Consider the following 16287-nt stretch of genomic DNA (forward strand, 5'->3'; position numbering starts at 1 on the left):
GAGATCGTTGTGCCGATCACGCGAGCCAGACGCGGGCCGCGCGGCCAGGCCGGGGCCGCGCACGTCTTCCTCATCCCGTGGTGGCTCGGCCTCGTGCTGGTCACGGCCGTGCCGCTGCTCGCCTCCCTCTACCTGGCCTTCACCGACTACAACATCCTCAGCTCGCCGGAGTTCAACGGCCTTGCGAACTTCCGGCGGATGTTCGAGGACGGCTATTTCTGGGCGGCCGTCCGGGTGACGCTGGTCTACGTCCTGATCTCCATCCCGCTGCAACTGGGCTTCGCGCTGCTGCTCGCCCTCATCCTCGACCGGGGCCTGCGCGGCCTGGCCTTCTACCGCAGCGCCTTCTACCTCCCGTCGTTGCTCGGCAGCAGCGTCGCGGTCGCGATCCTGTGGCGGCAGGTCTTCGGCGACAACGGCCTGATCGACCGGGCGCTGTCGGCGTTCGGGCTGGAGCTGGGAAGCTGGCTGCAGAACCCGAGCCTGTCGCTGTCGACGCTGATCGTGCTGAACGTGTGGACTTTCGGCTCGCCGATGGTCATCTTCCTCGCCGGCCTCCGCCAGATCCCCGAGGAGTTGTACGAGGCCGCCCGGGTCGACGGCGCCGGCGTCGTCCGGCAGTTCACCGCCGTCACGATCCCGCTGCTGACCCCGATCATCTTCTTCAACCTGATCCTGCAGACGATCGGCGCCTTCCAGTCGTTCACCCAGGCCCACGTCGTCAGCGGTGGCACCGGAGGCCCGGCCAACTCGACGCTGTTCTACACGCTCTACATCTACCAGCAGGGATTCACGAACTTCGACATGGGCTACGCCTCCGCGCTGGCGTGGGTGCTGATGGCCGCGATCGCCGTGGTGACGGCCGTGCACTTCGTCCTGTCGAAATACTGGGTCTTCTACGGAGACGACTGATGACGACCGCGACCCTCGACTCCACGCGTACGCGCTCCAGGGCGGCCGCGCGGCGGCGCGTCCGCCGCGACCTGCTCAAACATCTCGGCCTCGGCGCCTTCGTGCTGCTGATGCTCTATCCGCTGGTCTGGATGATCGTCAGCTCGCTCAAGCCCGACCACCTCGTCCTCACCGAGCCCGGGCTCATCCCCAGCGAGATCACCTTCGACAACTTCGTCGAGGGCTGGCACGCGCTGAACCGCCCGTTCTCGGTCTTCTTCCTCAACTCGCTGGTCGTCACCGTCGGCGCGATCATCGGCAACCTCTTCTCCTGCTCGCTGACCGCGTTCGCGCTGGCCAGGCTGGAGTTCAGGATGCGCAAGGTCTATCTCGCGATCACGCTCCTGTCGGTGATGTTGCCGATGCACGTGCTGGTGATCCCGCAGTACATCTTCTTCTCGCAGTTCGACCTGGTGAACACGTACTATCCGCTGCTCGTGCCGAAGTTCCTGGCCACCGACGCGTTCTTCATCTATCTGATGGTGCAGTTCATCAGGACCATCCCGCGCGACCTCGACCGGGCGGCCTGGATCGACGGTTCGGGGCCGTTCCGCACCTTCTGGTACGTGATCCTGCCGCTGATGCGGCCCGCGCTCGTCACCACCACGATCTTCACGTTCATCTGGACGTGGAACGACTTCTTCGTGCCGCTGATCTATCTCACGTCGCCGAAGATGTTCACGGTGCCGGTGGCGCTCAACTCCATGGTCGACTCCGAGTCGCAGGGCGGCGTGGGCATGTTGTTCGCGATGTCGCTGGTGTCGCTGCTGCCCGTGCTGATCTTCTTCGCCGTCGCGCAGAAGCAGCTCATCCGCGGCATCGCCACCACGGGGCTCAAATGAGGATCCTGTTCACCGGCGAGCACGACGAGAGCGTGCGCCGCGGCGTGCGCGCGGCGGCCCCGGAGGCGAGCGTCACGTTCGGGGCGGACCTGGCCGAGGGGATCGAGGAGGCGGACGCCGTGGTCGGCCGCGTGCCGGACGCGCTGCTGGCCAGGGCGCGCAGGTTGCGCTGGGTGCACAGCCCGGCCGCCGGCGTGGACGGCGTGCTGACGGGCGCGCTGCTCGACAGCGACGTGACGCTCACGTCCTCCGCGGGCAACGGCGCGATCCCGCTGGCCGAGCACGCGATGTTGCTGATGCTCATGCTCAGCAGGGACGCGCCCCGCTGGCTGCGCGCGCAGGCGGAGCGCCGCTGGGACCGCTACACCCACGGCGAGCTGGCCGGCGCGACCGTCGGGCTCTACGGGCTGGGCAACGCGGGGCTCGACCTGGCGGCCAAGGCGAAGGCGTTCCACATGCGGGTGCTGGGCATGCGCCGCAGGGCCGGCGTGCCCGCGCCGGGTGTGGACGAGCTGTTCGGCCAGGACGACCTTCCCCGGTTCCTGGCCGCGTGCGACTTCGTGGTGGTCACCGCGCCGCTCACGCCGGCCACCGCGGGCCGGTTCGACCGGGCCGCGTTCGCCGCGATGAAACGTACGGCGTGCTTCGTCTGCGTCTCGCGCGGCGGCATCGCGGACGACGACGCCCTGCTCGACGCGTTGCGCCGGGGTGAGATCGCGGGGGCGGGGCTGGACGCGCACGGCGTGGAGCCGCTGCCGGAGGAGAGCCCGTTCTGGGGGGTGCCGAACGTCATCGTCACCCCGCACAACGGCGCCACCACGGGAGGGACCGCGCGCCGCGGGGTGCGGATCATGGTGGACAACGTCGGCAGGTTCGCCCGTGGCGAGCCGCTGCGCAACGTCGTCGACAAGGCGGCCGGGTATTGAGAGCTAGTATACTTGTCTGACGATTCTGCTCGCGTTCGGCGATCCTTGGGAGGGGTCCTTTGGACGGCCAGACCAGCTTTTCTCTCGGACCGTCGTCTCTGACGGAAGCGCTCTACGAGTCCGTGCGCAAGCGCATCGTCAACGGTGAGATCGCCCCGGGGGAGAAGCTCACCGAGATCCGCATCGCCGGCGAATACAGCGTCGCACGGCCCACCGCGAAGGCCTGCCTGGAGCGGCTCACCGCGCTCGGGCTGCTGCGCCGCACCACCCACAAGACCGCGGTCGTCCCCAAGCTCGACGAGGACGACATCCGCGACCTCTACTTCAGCCGCGAGACCGTCGAGCGCGCGGCGGTCGCGGCGCTCGCCCGCACCGCCACCGTGCCGCAGGCGGCCGCCCGCGCGCAGGCGGCGATGAAGGCGGCGGCCGGCGACATGGCCTTCGCCAGCCAGGTGGAGGCCGACATCGCGTTCCACTCCGCGCTGGTCGCGGCCGTGGGCAGCCGGCGGCTGTCGCGCATGCACGAGGTGATCCTCGGCGAGGTGCACCTGACGATGGGCCAGTTCCAGGCCCACAGGACCACGCACCCCATGAACGTGGTGCACGAGCACGACGACATCCTCAAGGCGATCGGCGACGGCGACCCCGAGCGGGCCCAGCAGCGCCTCGCCCACCATCTCGACCAGGCCCAGGGCCGCCTGCTCGGCCAGTTGCGCCGCGAGCGGCCGGAAGAGGCCACCGCGTAGGAGCTCATGTGACCAGCTGGACCGTCAACTGCTCGATCCTCTACACCGGACTGCCCCTGCTCGACCGCCCGGCCGCGGCGGCCGCCGACGGGTTCACGGCGGTGGAGTTCTGGTGGCCGTGGCCGCAGGCCGTGCCCGCCGACCGTGAGGTGGACACGTTCGTACGCGCCGTCGAGGACGCGGGCGTGCACCTGACCGGGCTCAACTTCTTCGCCGGCGACATGGCGGCCGGAGATCGCGGCCTCGTGTCGTGGCCCGAGCGCTCCCGCGAGCTGCTCGACAACATCCCCGTGGTGGCGGCCATCGGCGAGCGGCTCGGCTGCCGGGCCTTCAACGCCCTCTACGGCAACCGCGTCGAAGGGATCGACGCGAAGGAGCAGGACGACCTGGCCGTGGAGATGCTGGCGGCCTGCGCGCGCGGCGTCGACGGCACCGTGCTGGTCGAGCCGGTCAGCGGCGCGCCGCGCTATCCCCTGCTGACGGCCGCCGACGCGGTGGCCGTGCTCGACCGGCTCGGTGACGTGCCCGGCGTGGGGCTGCTGGCCGACTTCTACCACCTGGCCGTCAACGGCGACGACGTGCCCGCCGTCATCGAGCGGCACGCCGCGCGCATCGCCCACGTGCAGATCGCCGACGCCCCCGGCAGGGGCGCGCCGGGCGAGGGTTCGCTGCCGCTCCGGCAGTGGATCTCTGACGTGTACGCAGCCGGATATAACGGATATGTCGGCCTGGAATACCGCTCCGACGGCCCCGGCGCCTTCGACTGGCTCCCCCGCACGGAGCGAGCCGCCGCCCCGGAGAGACCGGCGCGATAGAGACTCGCGCGACAGAGAGACTCGCACGAGAGACCCGCGCGTCAGGAACCGTTCGCGCGACAGGAACCCGCACGAGAGACCCGCGCGGCAGGGATCGGCGCGAAAGCAACCGATGGGAGAGGAACGTCGTGAGCACCATCGCCTTCATCGGCCTCGGCATCATGGGCAGCCCCATGGCCGTGCACCTGGTCAGGGCCGGGCACACCGTGGCCGGCTACAACCGCTCGCCCGGGAAGACCAGGGCCCTGACCGAGGCGGGCGGGCGCGCGGCCGCCTCGATCGCCGACGCCGTGACGGGGGCCGACGTGGTCGCCCTCATGGTGCCCGACTCTCCCGACGTGCGGGCCGTGCTGACCGGGGATGACGGCGTGTTCGCGCACGCCGCGCCCGGCACGTTGATCATCGACTTCTCCTCGATCCGGCCCGACGTCACCCGCGAGCTGGCCGGAGAGGCGGCCGCCCGCGGCCTGCGCTATCTCGACGCCCCCGTCTCCGGAGGCGAGGCGGGCGCCAGGAACGCCGCCCTGTCGATCATGGTGGGTGGCGAGAGCGACGCCTTCGCGGCGGCCAAGCCGATCTTCGACGCGGTCGGCAGGACCGTCGTGCACGTCGGGCCGAGCGGCGCGGGCCAGACGGTCAAGGCGGCGAACCAGCTCATCGTCGCCGCCAACATCGAGGCGCTGGCCGAGGCGGTCGTGTTCCTAAGAGCGTACGGAGTGGATCTGGAGGCGGCGCTGGACGTGCTGGGCGGCGGCCTGGCGGGCTCGGCGGTGCTGGCCCAGAAGCGCGGCAACATGCTCGACCACGCGTTCGAGCCCGGCTTCCGCATCGCCCTGCACCACAAGGACATGGGAATCGTCACGTCGGCGGCCCGCGAGGCCGGGGTCGTGCTGCCGCTCGGCGCGCTGGTCGCCCAGCTCGTGGCCGCCGCCAACGCGTCCGGCGACGGAACGCTCGACCACTCCGCGCTGCTCCGGGGCGTCGAACGCCTCTCCGGCGACCTGTAGGGCCACCGCCGGGCTGCCGGAGCGGCTCAGCTTTCGCGCTCGGCGGTGAAGCGCCGGATCAGCTCTTCGGACGTCAGCGGCTCCTCGGGCGGGGAGGGCGCCGGGTGGGCGCGCATGCCGGCGAGCACCAGCCGCACCGCGCGCTCCCGCAGCTCGTCGCCCAGGGCGGCGGGCAGGGCGGGCAGCCCGCGGACGAGCAGCCCGACGACCCCCATGACGTCGCCCGTGCCGACGTCGGTGCGCAGCGCCCCCTCGTCGTGGGCGGCGCTCACGATCCGGTCGAGGACCTCCAGCAGGCGGACGCGGCCCTCGGTGATCTCGGGCGTGCCGGCCACACGGTGCACCTGCGCCCCCGCGACCGAGATGAGCAGGTCGAGCCGCAGGTCGGCGCACCCGCGTACGAACCGGCTGAGCGCGTCCCACGCCCAGGTCTCCTCCTCGCGCGCCTTCTGCGCGAGCGCGATCATGCGTTCGAGGGCGTCGGCCAGCACGGCGTGGATGAGACTGTCGCGGTCGGGGAAGTGCCGGTAGAGCGTGCCCGCCCCCACACCGGCGAGCCGCGCGACCTCGTCCATCGTGGCGCCAGGGCCCTGCTCGGCGAACACCTCCCTGGCCGTGTCGATGATCAGCTCCCGGTTGCGTTGTGCGTCCGCTCTCAGTTGGCCCGGCGCGCGCATATCGGCTGGCCGCCTCTCGTGTGCTGGAGATCGCTTGACGTGGCTCTCCACAGCAGCATAACGTCTGGAAAGCGGAGAAAATTTCTCCGCTTTCCAGAGAAGGGTGCGCACATGATGCAAGCACTGGTCGCCCGGCGCTACGGCCCGCCCGGGCTGCTCCAGATCGAGGACCTGCCGATTCCCGAGCCGGGCCCCGGCCAGATCCTGGTGAAGGTCGCGGCGGCCTCGCTCAACCCCGCCGACCTGATGCTCACGAGCGGAGCCATCAAGGACAGCTTCGAGCTCCGCTTCCCCTACGTCCCGGGCACCGACTTCGCGGGCACGGTCACCGGGCTCGGCCCCGGCGTGACCTCCTTCGCGACGGGCGACGAGGTGTTCGGATTCGGCGCCCCGCCCTCGTACGCCGAGCGCTTCGGCCTGGCCGCGGCCACCTCGGGCGCGCTCGCCGAATACGCGACCTTCCATGCCGAGGGCCCTTACGTGGCCACGAGGCCGGAAGGGCTCGCGCCCGAGACCGCCGCGGCGCTGACGAGCACCGGCATGACGGCCGCGGCGGCCCTGCAGGACGGCGCGTTCCTGCCGGGCGAGCGGGTGCTGGTCATCGGCGCGACAGGCGGCATCGGGAGCATCGCCGTGCCCCTGCTGGCCAAGGAGAAGCAGGCCGAGGTCATCGCCACCGCGATCCCCGAGCACACCGGCTACGCGCGCGGTCTCGGCGCCTCCGCCACGATCGACTACGTGGCGTGCGACGTCGTCGAGGAGACCCTGCGCCTGCACCCCGGCGGCGTCGACGCCATCGTCAACCTGGCGCTCGACGGCGAGGGGCTCACCGAGGCGGTCAGGGCGCTGCGGCCCGGCGGCCGGCTGATCACCACGACGCTCGGCTCGCTCGGCCACGGCTCCCTCGGCAGGGACGACATCACCGTACGGGTCGTCAACGGCCCTCCCAGCCTGCGCCCCGGCACCTTTGCCACGCTCGCCCTCCGCGCGCTCGACGGAACCCTCGGCGACATGATCAGCCGCCGTTACCCGTTCGCGGAGGCCGGGCGGGCCCTGCGCGACCTCGCGGCCGCCCGCCACACCCGCGGCAAGTACGTCGTCTCGATGCCGGACGCTCAGGCCGGCCGCCCCGGCGGGCCCTGACCACCTTGGCACCGCGTGGCGGAGTCGCGCACCACCCGGTCGGGGGCGACCCCGCCGAGGAGGCCTCCGAGCTGATCCTGGGGAACCTCGGGATGGCGCCCGGCGCCAGGGCCCCTGAAGTCGTACCGGTCGTCAGAGGAAGACGGTGGTCCAGGCCTGGACCACGTACGTGAGGGGCGGCTCGCCCCAGCAGACACCGTGCGTGTCACGCAGCGCACGGTAGCCGGCCAGCGCGCGAGCCACCGGTTCGGGGAGCAGCGGATCGTCGTTCATCGGACACCCCCTGAATCGCACGCGTCGTCATCGTGACATGAACCGACCGCTACGTCCCCTGCGATGCACGGTCAGGCGCGCCGACCGAGGCTGAACGTGGGCTGTCCTGGAATGCTCTGCTGGGCGTCCAGCGCCTTGTCGTCCAGGATCGGCGCCGCGTCCTCCGACACGAACACGCGTACGTCTCCCTTCTCCACGACCTGGTCGCCCGCGTACGGCGTGCTCACCAGGGTGACTTCGAGTGTTCCCGCCTCGTCGGTCTTCGGGGCGATGCGCAGCCCGGCGTCGGCGGGCACGTCCTCTCCGACCATGAGGTCGCGGATCGCCTCAACGGCGTTGTCTGTCAGTGTCAGCACAACAGACTCCTTTTCGCTCGGGAAACCTTCGCCTCCCCTCCGGCCCTCGCCCCAAACCCGGGCCGGCCTCCGCCGCGGACCCGGCGGCCCGGCATGCCCGTAGGGGCCGCGGGTAGCGGGACACTCATGACCAGGACCGACAGAGCCGTCATGGACGTGCTGCTCGACCGGTACGGCCGCACGTTCGCGAACGAGGCCGGAATCAAGCTGGCCGACCAGCCGAAACCGCTCTACCAGCTGCTCGTCCTCGCCGCCCTGCTCAGCGCGCGGATCTCGGCGGACGTGGCGGTGGCGGCCGCCAGGGAGCTGTTCGCGGCCGGATACGCCACCCCGAAGGCCATGCGGGAGGCGACCTGGCAGGACCGGGTGGACGCGCTGGGCCGCGGCCACTACCGCCGCTACGACGAGCGCACCGCCACCATGCTGGGCCGGGGGGCCGAACTGCTCGTCGACCGGTGGAAGGGCGACCTGCGCCGCCTGCGCGACGAGGCGGGCGGCGATCCGCGCGGCACCGCCGGGTTGCTGATGGAGTTCCCCGGCATCGGGCCGACCGGCGCGGACATCTTCCTGCGTGAGGTCCAGGCCGTCTGGCCCCAGGTCGCGCCGCACCTGGACAAGAAGGTGCTGGACGGCGCGGCCAACGTCGGGCTGCCCCGCCAGGAGCGCTCACTGGCCCGGCTGGCCCGCTCCGGCGACGAACTGGCCCGCCTGTCGGCCGCCCTCGTACGGGTGTCCCGCAGCAAGCGGACCGCCGAGGAGGTGAAGTCCGCCGCGGCCCGCTGACGGCGCGGGCTGACGGTGGGGGAAGGCGGCGGCCCGTTGACGATCTGCTCTGTTAGGTTCGACGTATGGGTGAGTTTGTGAGCGTCGAGGTGGCCGACCAGATCGCCACGATCCGTCTTGACCGTCCGAAGATGAACGCCCTCAACGGCCAGGTCCAGCAGGAGATCGGCGAGGCCGCCGGTCTCGTCGACGCCGACCCGCAGGTGCAGGCGGTGATCATCTACGGAGGCGAGAAGGTCTTCGCGGCGGGCGCCGACATCAAAGAGATGGCCGACATGTCCTATGCCGACATGTCCACCCATTCCCGTGCGCTTCAGGACTGCTTCACCGCGGTCACCCGCATCGGCAAGCCGGTCATCGCCGCCATCACCGGCTACGCCCTGGGCGGCGGCTGCGAGCTCGCCCTCTGCGCCGACTTCCGGGTCGCGGGAGAGTCGGCCAAGCTGGGACAGCCCGAGATCCTGCTCGGCATCATCCCCGGCGCGGGCGGCACCCAGCGCCTGCCCCGCCTGGTCGGCCCGGCCCGGGCGAAAGATCTGATCTTCACGGGCCGCCACGTGCCCGCTTCCGAGGCCCTCGCGATGGGCCTGGTCGACCGGGTCGTGCCGGACGAGCAGGTCTACACCGCCGCCCTCGAATGGGCCGCCACCTTCGTCGGGGGTCCCACGATCGCGCTCCGCGCCGCCAAGCAGGCCGTCGACCAGGGGCTGGAGGTCGACCTCGACACCGGCCTCGAGATCGAGCGGCTGCAGTTCTCCGGGCTCTTCGCCACCGGCGACGCCAAGATCGGCATGCGCGCGTTCGCTGAGAAGTCCAAGCCCAAATTCACCGGGCAATAACGCTCTTCTGGACATGTCACCGCAAACTGGACGGAGCTTTCGGGGGACTCTGATAACCCCTCGGTAGCTTCGTCCGTCCGGGCTGTGGATTGCCAGTATCGTGGCGTTTCATGATGCGCGTTCCCGTCCCTGTCCGGCTGCGCAAAGCCGTGCGTACGTGGTTCGACTCCCGTTACATCTCCATCGCCGATCACCGCCAGGACATCAGGGACGCGCTCTGGGAGGTCCAGACCCTGCGGCGGGAGATGGCGACCCTCCAGGGCGAGGTCGAGCGGCTGCGGAACGCGCGCCCGCCGTCGGCCGGCGGCGGCACGGCCGATCGCAAGATCGACAAACTCGCCGGCAAGGCCGACGACGCCCACCGGCTCGCCCAGGAGACGGCCAAGGCGCTGGACGGCGTGCTGCAGAACGAGGTCCTCGTCTGGCAGGCCATCGACGACCTGCGGACCCGCCTGCCCGGGGGAGAGGCTCCCGCGGCGGACCGGGCAGGCGAGCGGGCGCGGGGGCGTTCCGAGGAGCAACCGTGCGCGTGACGTGGACCGGCGCGGATCTGACATTCCGCCTCGACCCGGACGACGAGATCACCGGCAGGGCCTCCGACGAGCACCCCATCAGGCTCGCCACCAACTCCTGCTCCGTCGGAGGCGTCCCCGACGACGCCCACCCCGACCTCTTCGCCCTCGCCGCCTGGACGGTCGTGGCGCCGTGGACCCGCCGGCGCATCTCCTTCGACCGGGCCGTGTCGGCGGAGCTGGCCGAGGCCCTGCACGCCGGCTGGGAGATCGAGGCGGGGCCCGTGGGGGCGGAGCCGCGCCGGCCGGGGGCCAGGCTCGCGATCTCGTACAGCGGTGGCGCGGACTCCGTCGCGGCGGCCGCCATGTACCCGGAGGCGCCGTTCGTGCACTTCCAGCGCGTGCCGCACCGGCGGGTCCCCAACCGCTGGCCCCACTACCGGTCCGACGTGCTGGCCAGGCTCGCCGAGCGGACGGGCCGCGAGCTGTCCACGGTCACCTCCGACCTGGAGTACACCCTCGCCGAGCCGCGTCCCGGCTATCCGGAGCACCACGCGGTGGCGGTGGGCGCGCTGCTCCTGGCCGACCAGCTGGACCTCGGCGGGCTGGCCTTCGGCTATGAACTCGGTTCACGCTGGCTCGGCGGGGATCGCTACGTGTTGCGCTACACGCCGGACAACCCCATGTGGGCGCCGAACGGCAGATGGGGGAAATTATTCGCGGCGGCGGGCGTGCACATCGTGCTGCCCGTGGGCGGCGTGAGCGAGGCGGTCACCATGCGCCTGGCCCTCGCCTCCGATCTGAAGAAGTACGTGCGCTGGTGCCTGCGCGGCACCGACGGGCCGTGCCGCACCTGCGGCAAGTGCCTCTACAAGGAGCTCATCCAGGCCGCCGTCGAGCGCCGCCCGCTCGACACCCCCATGACCGCCAGGCACCGCGCCGCACAGCCGTGGCTCAAGAAGCCGCCCTACGGCGGCCAGGAGATGGTCGAGTACGGGCTGGCGCGCGTCCCCGGGATCGAGCACACCCTCTTCGCCGGGGTGCTCGACTACTTCGACGCCACGGAGGAGTCCACGAGCTGGCTGGACCACTGCTACCCGCCGGCCCTCGACGAGATCCCGGCCCCGTGGCGGGCCGATGCGACCGCGTACATCGAGGCGAACGTGGGGCTCATGACGGAGGATGAGGTGCGCCGGGTGGAGACTTGGGGCGCCTGACCCCGGGCGGGCGTGGAGCGATGAAGGAGCAGGGCACGTGAAGGTCTATCTGTCGGTGGACATGGAGGGCGTGACGGGGCTGACGGACCCCGAGGAGATGCACGCGGGCAAGCGCGGCTACGAACGCGGCTGCGAGCTGATGACCGCCGACGCCAACGCCGCCGTCGAGGGCGCGTTCGACGCGGGGGCGGCAAGCGTGCTGGTCAACGACGCCCACGGGTCCACCAAGAACCTCCGGATCGACCTGCTCGATCCCCGGGCCAGCCTCATCCGGGGGCCGGGCAAGGCACAGCGGATGGCGCAGGGGCTCGACGGGTCGTTCCAGGCCGCCTGCTTCGTGGGCTATCACGCCCGCGCCGGCGTGCAGGACGGCGTGCTGAACCACACCTGGATGGGCAAGGAGATCCAGAACGTCTACCTCAACGGCGAGTTGTGCGGGGAGACCCGGCTCGTCGCCGCGTGCGCCGGGTTCCACGGGGTGCCGGTCGCGGTGGTGACGGGGGACGAGGCCGTCGGCGAGGAGGCACGCGAGCTGCTCGGCGACGTCGAGACGGTAGCGGTGAAGAAGGGGATCGACAAGTTCTCGGCCGAACTGCTGCCGCCGAGCGTCGCCCAGGCAAGGATCCGTGAGGTCACGGCGCGGGCGCTCGGCAGGTTGAGCGACTTCACGCCGTATGAGGTGGCGGCGCCGTACACGCTCGGGGTGGAGTGGAACTCCACCGCCATCGCCGCCGCTGTGGCGCTCATCCCCGGCGTGAAGTCCGCGGGGTCGCGTCACACGGAGTTCACCACCGACGACTTCACCCAGATCATGGCGCTGTTCGGCATCTTCGCCACCATCGGCGGCCAGGTCGCCTGCGGCAGCGGACCGTACGGGTGACAGGGCGTGGGGATGACGGTGAACGCCCGGGACCGGGTGTAGGGGGCGGGTGACGTGGAAGGCGCGGCGCTGACCCGGCGCGGGCTGCTCGTCGGGATCGGCGCGGTGGGCGGCGCGGGCGCCATGTACGCGGCCATGGGCGCGTTAGGGCTGGCGCCCTCGGAGCAGTCCAAGGATTACGTGGCGCCCAGGCCGGGCGACTTCACCCTGCGCGGCAAGGGCACGGCCAAGGTGGTGATCATCGGCGCGGGGGTGGCGGGGCTGACGGCGGCGTACGAGCTGGGCAAGGCCGGTTATGACTGCACGCTGCTGGAGGCCAGGGAGAAGGCCGGCGGGCGGAACCTCACGCTGCGGGGCGGCGACCGCCTCAGCGAGCTGAACGGCCCGGCGCAGGAGGTGACGCTCGGCGAGGGCGTCTACTTCAACGCGGGTCCCGCCAGGATCGCCCCGTGGATGGTGACCCTCGACTACTGCCGCGAGCTGGGCATCCCGATCGAGACCTTCATCAACGACAACGCCGCCGCGTACGTGCACACCAACGGGCGGACGATGCGGGCGCGGACCGCCCGAGCCGATATGTATGGATATGTCGCGGAAATGCTGGCGAAAGCCACAAATGTCGGCGCGCTGGATAAGGCCATCACCAAGGACGACCAGGAACGCCTGCTCGATTTCCTCAGAAGGTTCGGTGACCTGGGTCCCCGGCTGGAATATGAAGGCTCGTCGCGCCGCGGTTTCACGAAATTTCCGGCAATAGACGGTGGTGTCCTCCTCGACGCGCCCGGCTCCCTCCACCAGATCCTCGCCGCGGGCACCGGCCGCGCCATCACCAACAACTTCGGCTTCGACCAGGCCACCCCCATGTTCCAGCCCGTCGGCGGCATGGACGCGATCGTCACCAGGCTGCTGGAGGCGGTGGGCGAGGACAACATCACGACGGGCGCCAAGGTCACCAAGATCACCACTCTGGACGACGGCGTCGAGGTCGTCTGGACCGGCGGCAGCGTCAAGGCCGACTACTGCATCGCCGCCCTCCCGCCGCACATCCTCGCCAAGATCCCGCACAATCTCGGAGCCCAGGTCGCCACGGCGCTGAAGACTCCGGTCCCGGTCGCCGCCGGAAAGATCGGCCTGGAGTACGGCAGGCGCTGGTGGGAGCTGGAGGACCACATCTACGGCGGCGTGACGGAGACGGACCTCGACATCACCCACATCTGGTACCCGTCCCACGACTACCACGCCGAACGCGGCCTGCTCGTCGGCTACTACAACACCGAGCACGACGCCGAGCTGTACGGAGCCCTCACCCCCGAGGACCGCAGGCGCAGGGCGCTCACCCAGGGCAAGAAGATCCACGGCGAGAAGTACCGCCAGAACCTTCTGTCCAGCGTCTCCGTCGCGTGGGAGCGCCAGGAGCACATCCAGGGCGGCTGGGTGCGCTGGCCGTCCTTTGATTCGTCCTTCACTTTTCTGCAACGCCCCGCCGGAAGGGTTTACTTCGCGGGCGACTGGCTCACCCATCTGATCGCCTGGCAGGCGGGGGCCATGGAGTCCGCCCGCGGCGCCGTCACGCTGCTGCACCAGCGAGTGCTGCAGTCCCCGTGACGTCGCACGCTGCTCCGACGCCCGGGTTAGGGTCCAAGGAGAAGCGATCGAGGAGATGGGGATGAGTTTGCACTGGGTGCCCGCGACCGAACGGATCGACCTCCTGGCTGATCCTGTGGCGCGGGCCGTTCCGCACGTGGAGGATGTCGAGGTGGCCGAGATCGACCCCGATCTGGCCGACACGGCGGCGTTCTGCGAGCGCTACTCCGTGCGGCTCGACGAGTCGGCCAACTGCGTGGTCGTGGCCGCGAAACGAGGCGGCGAGATCCGCTACGCCGCCTGCATGGTGCTCGCGACGATGCGGGCGGACGTGAACGGCGTCGTGCGCAGGCATCTCGACGCCAGGAAGGCGAGCTTCGCGCCGATGGCCGACGCGGTCGAGCTGACCGGCATGGAATACGGCGGCATCACGCCGCTGGGGCTGCCGGAGGACTGGCCGATCCTGGTGGACACGCACGTCGCGGAGCACCCGAGAGTGGTGATCGGAAGCGGCGTGCGCAGGTCGAAGCTGGCCGTCTCCGGGGCCGGGCTGGCCGGGCTGAAGGGGGCGGAGGTTCTCTCGCTGGCCGGCTGACACAAACTGAAGCCGATTCGAGACCGTTGGATGGGAAACCGATGAGCCCTTTCCGGACGTTGTACGAGTGGGAATGTGGCCTCATGGTTCATCTCGTGGGCGGTGACTAAGCCGATATGGTGCTTCATGCCATGAACGATGACCGACTTGGCCCTTACCGGTTGCTCAGGCGGCTCGGTGAAGGCGGGATGGGCGTTGTCCACCTCGCTGCCGACCCGCAGGGGCGCCAGGTGGCGGTCAAGGTCCTGCGCGGGGAGGTCGCCGGCGACGAGGTCGCCAGGCGGCGGCTTTCGCGCGAGGTCGAGACCATGCGCAGGGTGCGGAGCAACTACATCGCCGAGGTGCTCGACGCCGACGTGACCGGCCATCGCCCCTACATCGTCACCCGCTATGTGCCCGGCCGTCCCCTCGACGAGATCGTCAAGGACGACGGCCCGCTCGACCTGCCGGCGTTGGTCAAGGTCGCGCACGGCGTGGCGTCGGCGCTGGCCGTCGTGCACTCGGTGGGGGTGATCCACCGCGATCTCAAGCCGGGCAACGTGCTGATCCTCGACGGCGAGCCCGTGCTGATCGACTTCGGCATCGCGCAGGCGGTCGACGCGACGCGGCTGACGCAGACCGGCATGTTCATCGGCACGCCCGGCTACCTCGCACCCGAGATCATCGAGGGCCAGGAGGCCGGCCCCGAGGTCGACATCCACGCGTGGGCGGGCACGCTGCTGTTCGCCGCGACCGGCCAGCCGCCCTTCGGCAAGGGCACGCTGGAGATGGTCTTCTACAACATCACGGCGGGCAAGGCCGACATCAGCGCCGCCCCGGCGACGTTGCAGCCGCTGCTCAAGGCGGCTTTCCAGCGCAATCCGGCCAAGCGCCCCAAGGCGGCCGACCTGGCCGAGCAGACCGCCAGGATGATGCCCCAGCCGCCGCGGGGCGGCGCGCCCGACGAACTGTCCACCGTGCCGCGTCCCGGCACGTCCCCGGCCGGCCTTCCGGTCCCGCGGCCCGCGGCCGACCAGCCGCCCCACGACGTGTCCACGCCGCCGGTGACGCCGCGGCGGCTGCTCGAGAGCCAGGACCACCCGGCCACCCCGCCACCGCAGGATCAGCAGTACGTCTCGCTCCTGCCCAACCAGCCCGACCCCTGGCCGACCCGCAGGGTGTCGCCGGAGGAGCTGCGCAGGATCCAGCGCGAGAGCGGGGTGTCGCAGCCCTGGCCGGCGCAGCCGGGCGCCCACAACGCGCCGCCGGGCGAGGCCGACGTGCCCACCAGGCGGGTGCGGCCCGACTCTCCCGAGTTCCGCGGGCTCGCCGCCGGCCCGCCCGCCGACGCCAGGCCCGGCACGGGTCCCGCTGGAGGGCCGGGCGCAGGGGCAGGTCCTGGCCGGTCCGGGCCCGGCCACGACTACGCCAGGCCGACGCCCACGCCGGCGCAGCCGCCGCCCTACATCCCGGCGCAGCTGCACTACCAGCCCGGCCCCACGAAGCGTGAGCCCTTCATCCCGGCCGTGTCCCCTGGCAACGTGCTGCAGCGTTCCAGGGCCTACGGCGTGGCGAGCGCCATGCTGCTCGTCCTCATGATCGTGGCGGCCGTGCTCGCGCCCGTGCTGGTGGCGGTCCTCGCGATCCCGGTCGCGGTGTTGCTGCGGGCGGCCGACCTGGCGCAGCCCACGCTGATGGCGCGCCGTGCCGCGGGCGCGGCGGCGCTCGACGTCGTCAGGGTGCTCTCCTACCCCAAAGAGCTCGCCAAATCGGCGGGCATCACGCTCGCTCTGCTGCTTTATGCCGTCATCCTGGGATTGCCGGTGACGCTGCTGCTCACCGTGGTCGCCAGGATGGACCCGTCCTACGCCCTGGCGTGGGGCGCCGCGATCGCCCTGTGGACCGTCTGCGCGGGTCCAGGGGTGGAAGGGCCAGGCAAGCAGATGCGCAGAACGCTCTCATCGCTCGTACCCTCGAGAACAGCGGCGATGGTGATGGCCGGAGTGCTGGCGGCAGGCGCCGCGCTCTCGCTGATCCTCGCTTACGGCACGTTCGGGGACAAGCCAAGGGGGGCCGTATGGACTCCGCTGAACGTCGATCCAGTGGTCAAGCAGCTCGAAAGTCTGAGGGGGAATTCAGGAGGATGACGCGGGGAAGGTGGC

Annotated in this window: 18 protein-coding genes; 15 read left to right on the forward strand and 3 right to left on the reverse strand. The window is 70.9% G+C overall.

Features of this window, described 5'->3' with window-relative positions; translation table 11 throughout:
- Positions 1–9 precede the first annotated feature (9 nt).
- From ABGA98_RS12695 to ABGA98_RS12720, 6 genes are read left to right on the forward strand one after another with little or no spacing between them, the layout of a single operon-like run.
- A complete protein-coding gene (locus ABGA98_RS12695; RefSeq protein ID WP_347618439.1) occupies positions 10–912 on the forward strand; it encodes a sugar ABC transporter permease in 903 nt (300 codons plus the stop codon).
- Positions 912–1793, forward strand: a complete 882-nt coding sequence (locus ABGA98_RS12700; protein WP_347618440.1) for a carbohydrate ABC transporter permease — start codon at positions 912–914, stop codon at positions 1791–1793. The genes ABGA98_RS12695 and ABGA98_RS12700 overlap by 1 nt, the downstream gene beginning before the upstream one ends.
- Positions 1790–2719 carry a D-2-hydroxyacid dehydrogenase gene (locus ABGA98_RS12705; RefSeq protein ID WP_347618441.1) on the forward strand — a complete coding sequence of 310 codons (930 nt, stop codon included), beginning with the start codon at positions 1790–1792 and terminating at the stop codon, positions 2717–2719. The genes ABGA98_RS12700 and ABGA98_RS12705 overlap by 4 nt, the downstream gene beginning before the upstream one ends.
- Positions 2720–2778: 59 nt before the next feature.
- Positions 2779–3465, forward strand: coding sequence for a GntR family transcriptional regulator (locus tag ABGA98_RS12710; RefSeq protein WP_347618442.1), 687 nt, complete (start codon positions 2779–2781; stop codon positions 3463–3465).
- Positions 3466–3473: 8 nt separating this feature from the next.
- On the forward strand, positions 3474–4280 hold the full coding sequence (locus ABGA98_RS12715; RefSeq protein ID WP_347618443.1) for a TIM barrel protein: 807 nt from the start codon (positions 3474–3476) through the stop codon (positions 4278–4280).
- The gene (locus ABGA98_RS12720; RefSeq protein ID WP_347618861.1) at positions 4277–5287 is read left to right on the forward strand and encodes a 2-hydroxy-3-oxopropionate reductase; all 1011 of its coding nucleotides are present in this window, start codon (positions 4277–4279) and stop codon (positions 5285–5287) included. Before ABGA98_RS12715 ends, ABGA98_RS12720 begins: the two co-directional genes overlap by 4 nt.
- A 26-nt stretch (positions 5288–5313) precedes the next feature.
- Here ABGA98_RS12720 and ABGA98_RS12725 read toward each other — a convergent pair whose 3' ends face one another.
- Positions 5314–5964 (reverse strand): helix-turn-helix domain-containing protein, encoded by a 651-nt coding sequence (locus ABGA98_RS12725; protein WP_347618444.1) that lies wholly within the window; start codon positions 5962–5964, stop codon positions 5314–5316.
- Between the two features lie 111 nt (positions 5965–6075).
- On the opposite strand from ABGA98_RS12725, the gene ABGA98_RS12730 reads away from it, so the two are divergent.
- On the forward strand, positions 6076–7107 hold the full coding sequence (locus tag ABGA98_RS12730; protein ID WP_347618445.1) for an NADP-dependent oxidoreductase: 1032 nt from the start codon (positions 6076–6078) through the stop codon (positions 7105–7107).
- A gap of 132 nt (positions 7108–7239) precedes the next feature.
- Here the strand turns inward: ABGA98_RS12730 and ABGA98_RS12735 are convergent, their stop codons facing one another.
- Positions 7240–7380 carry a hypothetical protein gene (locus tag ABGA98_RS12735; RefSeq protein WP_347618446.1) on the reverse strand — a complete coding sequence of 47 codons (141 nt, stop codon included), beginning with the start codon at positions 7378–7380 and terminating at the stop codon, positions 7240–7242.
- A 71-nt stretch (positions 7381–7451) separates the two neighbouring features.
- Positions 7452–7736: a Fe-S cluster assembly protein HesB gene (locus ABGA98_RS12740; protein WP_347618447.1), complete on the reverse strand. Its 285-nt coding sequence runs from the start codon at positions 7734–7736 to the stop codon at positions 7452–7454.
- A gap of 126 nt (positions 7737–7862) precedes the next feature.
- Here ABGA98_RS12740 and ABGA98_RS12745 point away from each other — a divergent pair, with 126 nt between their 5' ends.
- The 8 genes from ABGA98_RS12745 (at position 7863) to ABGA98_RS12780 (ending at position 16272) form a co-directional block, all read left to right on the forward strand.
- Positions 7863–8519, forward strand: a complete 657-nt coding sequence (locus tag ABGA98_RS12745; protein ID WP_347618448.1) for an endonuclease — start codon at positions 7863–7865, stop codon at positions 8517–8519.
- Between the two features lie 65 nt (positions 8520–8584).
- A complete protein-coding gene (locus ABGA98_RS12750) occupies positions 8585–9358 on the forward strand; it encodes an enoyl-CoA hydratase-related protein (protein ID WP_347618449.1) in 774 nt (257 codons plus the stop codon).
- 110 nt (positions 9359–9468) lie between these two features.
- Positions 9469–9891: a hypothetical protein gene (locus ABGA98_RS12755; protein WP_347618450.1), complete on the forward strand. Its 423-nt coding sequence runs from the start codon at positions 9469–9471 to the stop codon at positions 9889–9891.
- Entirely contained in the window at positions 9882–11087 is a 1206-nt protein-coding gene (locus ABGA98_RS12760; RefSeq protein WP_347618451.1) for a DUF6395 domain-containing protein, read from the forward strand. Before ABGA98_RS12755 ends, ABGA98_RS12760 begins: the two co-directional genes overlap by 10 nt.
- A gap of 37 nt (positions 11088–11124) precedes the next feature.
- Entirely contained in the window at positions 11125–11967 is an 843-nt protein-coding gene (locus ABGA98_RS12765) for a M55 family metallopeptidase (protein ID WP_347618452.1), read from the forward strand.
- 54 nt (positions 11968–12021) lie between these two features.
- A complete protein-coding gene (locus tag ABGA98_RS12770; protein ID WP_347618453.1) occupies positions 12022–13572 on the forward strand; it encodes a flavin monoamine oxidase family protein in 1551 nt (516 codons plus the stop codon).
- A gap of 55 nt (positions 13573–13627) precedes the next feature.
- A complete protein-coding gene (locus ABGA98_RS12775) occupies positions 13628–14146 on the forward strand; it encodes a YbaK/EbsC family protein (RefSeq protein WP_347618454.1) in 519 nt (172 codons plus the stop codon).
- 131 nt (positions 14147–14277) lie between these two features.
- Positions 14278–16272: a protein kinase gene (locus ABGA98_RS12780; RefSeq protein WP_347618455.1), complete on the forward strand. Its 1995-nt coding sequence runs from the start codon at positions 14278–14280 to the stop codon at positions 16270–16272.
- Positions 16273–16287 lie beyond the last annotated feature (15 nt).

This window comes from Nonomuraea sp. B1E8, assembly GCF_039871515.1.
In the GTDB taxonomy this organism is placed as follows: domain Bacteria; phylum Actinomycetota; class Actinomycetes; order Streptosporangiales; family Streptosporangiaceae; genus Nonomuraea.

What these genes read in the sequence shown, in the direction of transcription:
- ABGA98_RS12775 (WP_347618454.1), top strand. Translation starts at nt 13,628, where the DNA reads ATGGGGATGAGTTTGCACTGGGTGCCCGCGACCGAACGGATCGACCTC.
- ABGA98_RS12700 (WP_347618440.1), top strand. Translation starts at nt 912, where the DNA reads ATGACGACCGCGACCCTCGACTCCACGCGTACGCGCTCCAGGGCGGCC.
- ABGA98_RS12735 (WP_347618446.1), bottom strand. Translation starts at nt 7,380, where the DNA reads ATGAACGACGATCCGCTGCTCCCCGAACCGGTGGCTCGCGCGCTGGCC.
- ABGA98_RS12705 (WP_347618441.1), top strand. Translation starts at nt 1,790, where the DNA reads ATGAGGATCCTGTTCACCGGCGAGCACGACGAGAGCGTGCGCCGCGGC.
- ABGA98_RS12755 (WP_347618450.1), top strand. Translation starts at nt 9,469, where the DNA reads ATGATGCGCGTTCCCGTCCCTGTCCGGCTGCGCAAAGCCGTGCGTACG.
- ABGA98_RS12780 (WP_347618455.1), top strand. Translation starts at nt 14,278, where the DNA reads ATGAACGATGACCGACTTGGCCCTTACCGGTTGCTCAGGCGGCTCGGT.
- ABGA98_RS12750 (WP_347618449.1), top strand. Translation starts at nt 8,585, where the DNA reads ATGGGTGAGTTTGTGAGCGTCGAGGTGGCCGACCAGATCGCCACGATC.
- ABGA98_RS12730 (WP_347618445.1), top strand. Translation starts at nt 6,076, where the DNA reads ATGATGCAAGCACTGGTCGCCCGGCGCTACGGCCCGCCCGGGCTGCTC.
- ABGA98_RS12725 (WP_347618444.1), bottom strand. Translation starts at nt 5,964, where the DNA reads ATGCGCGCGCCGGGCCAACTGAGAGCGGACGCACAACGCAACCGGGAG.
- ABGA98_RS12745 (WP_347618448.1), top strand. Translation starts at nt 7,863, where the DNA reads ATGACCAGGACCGACAGAGCCGTCATGGACGTGCTGCTCGACCGGTAC.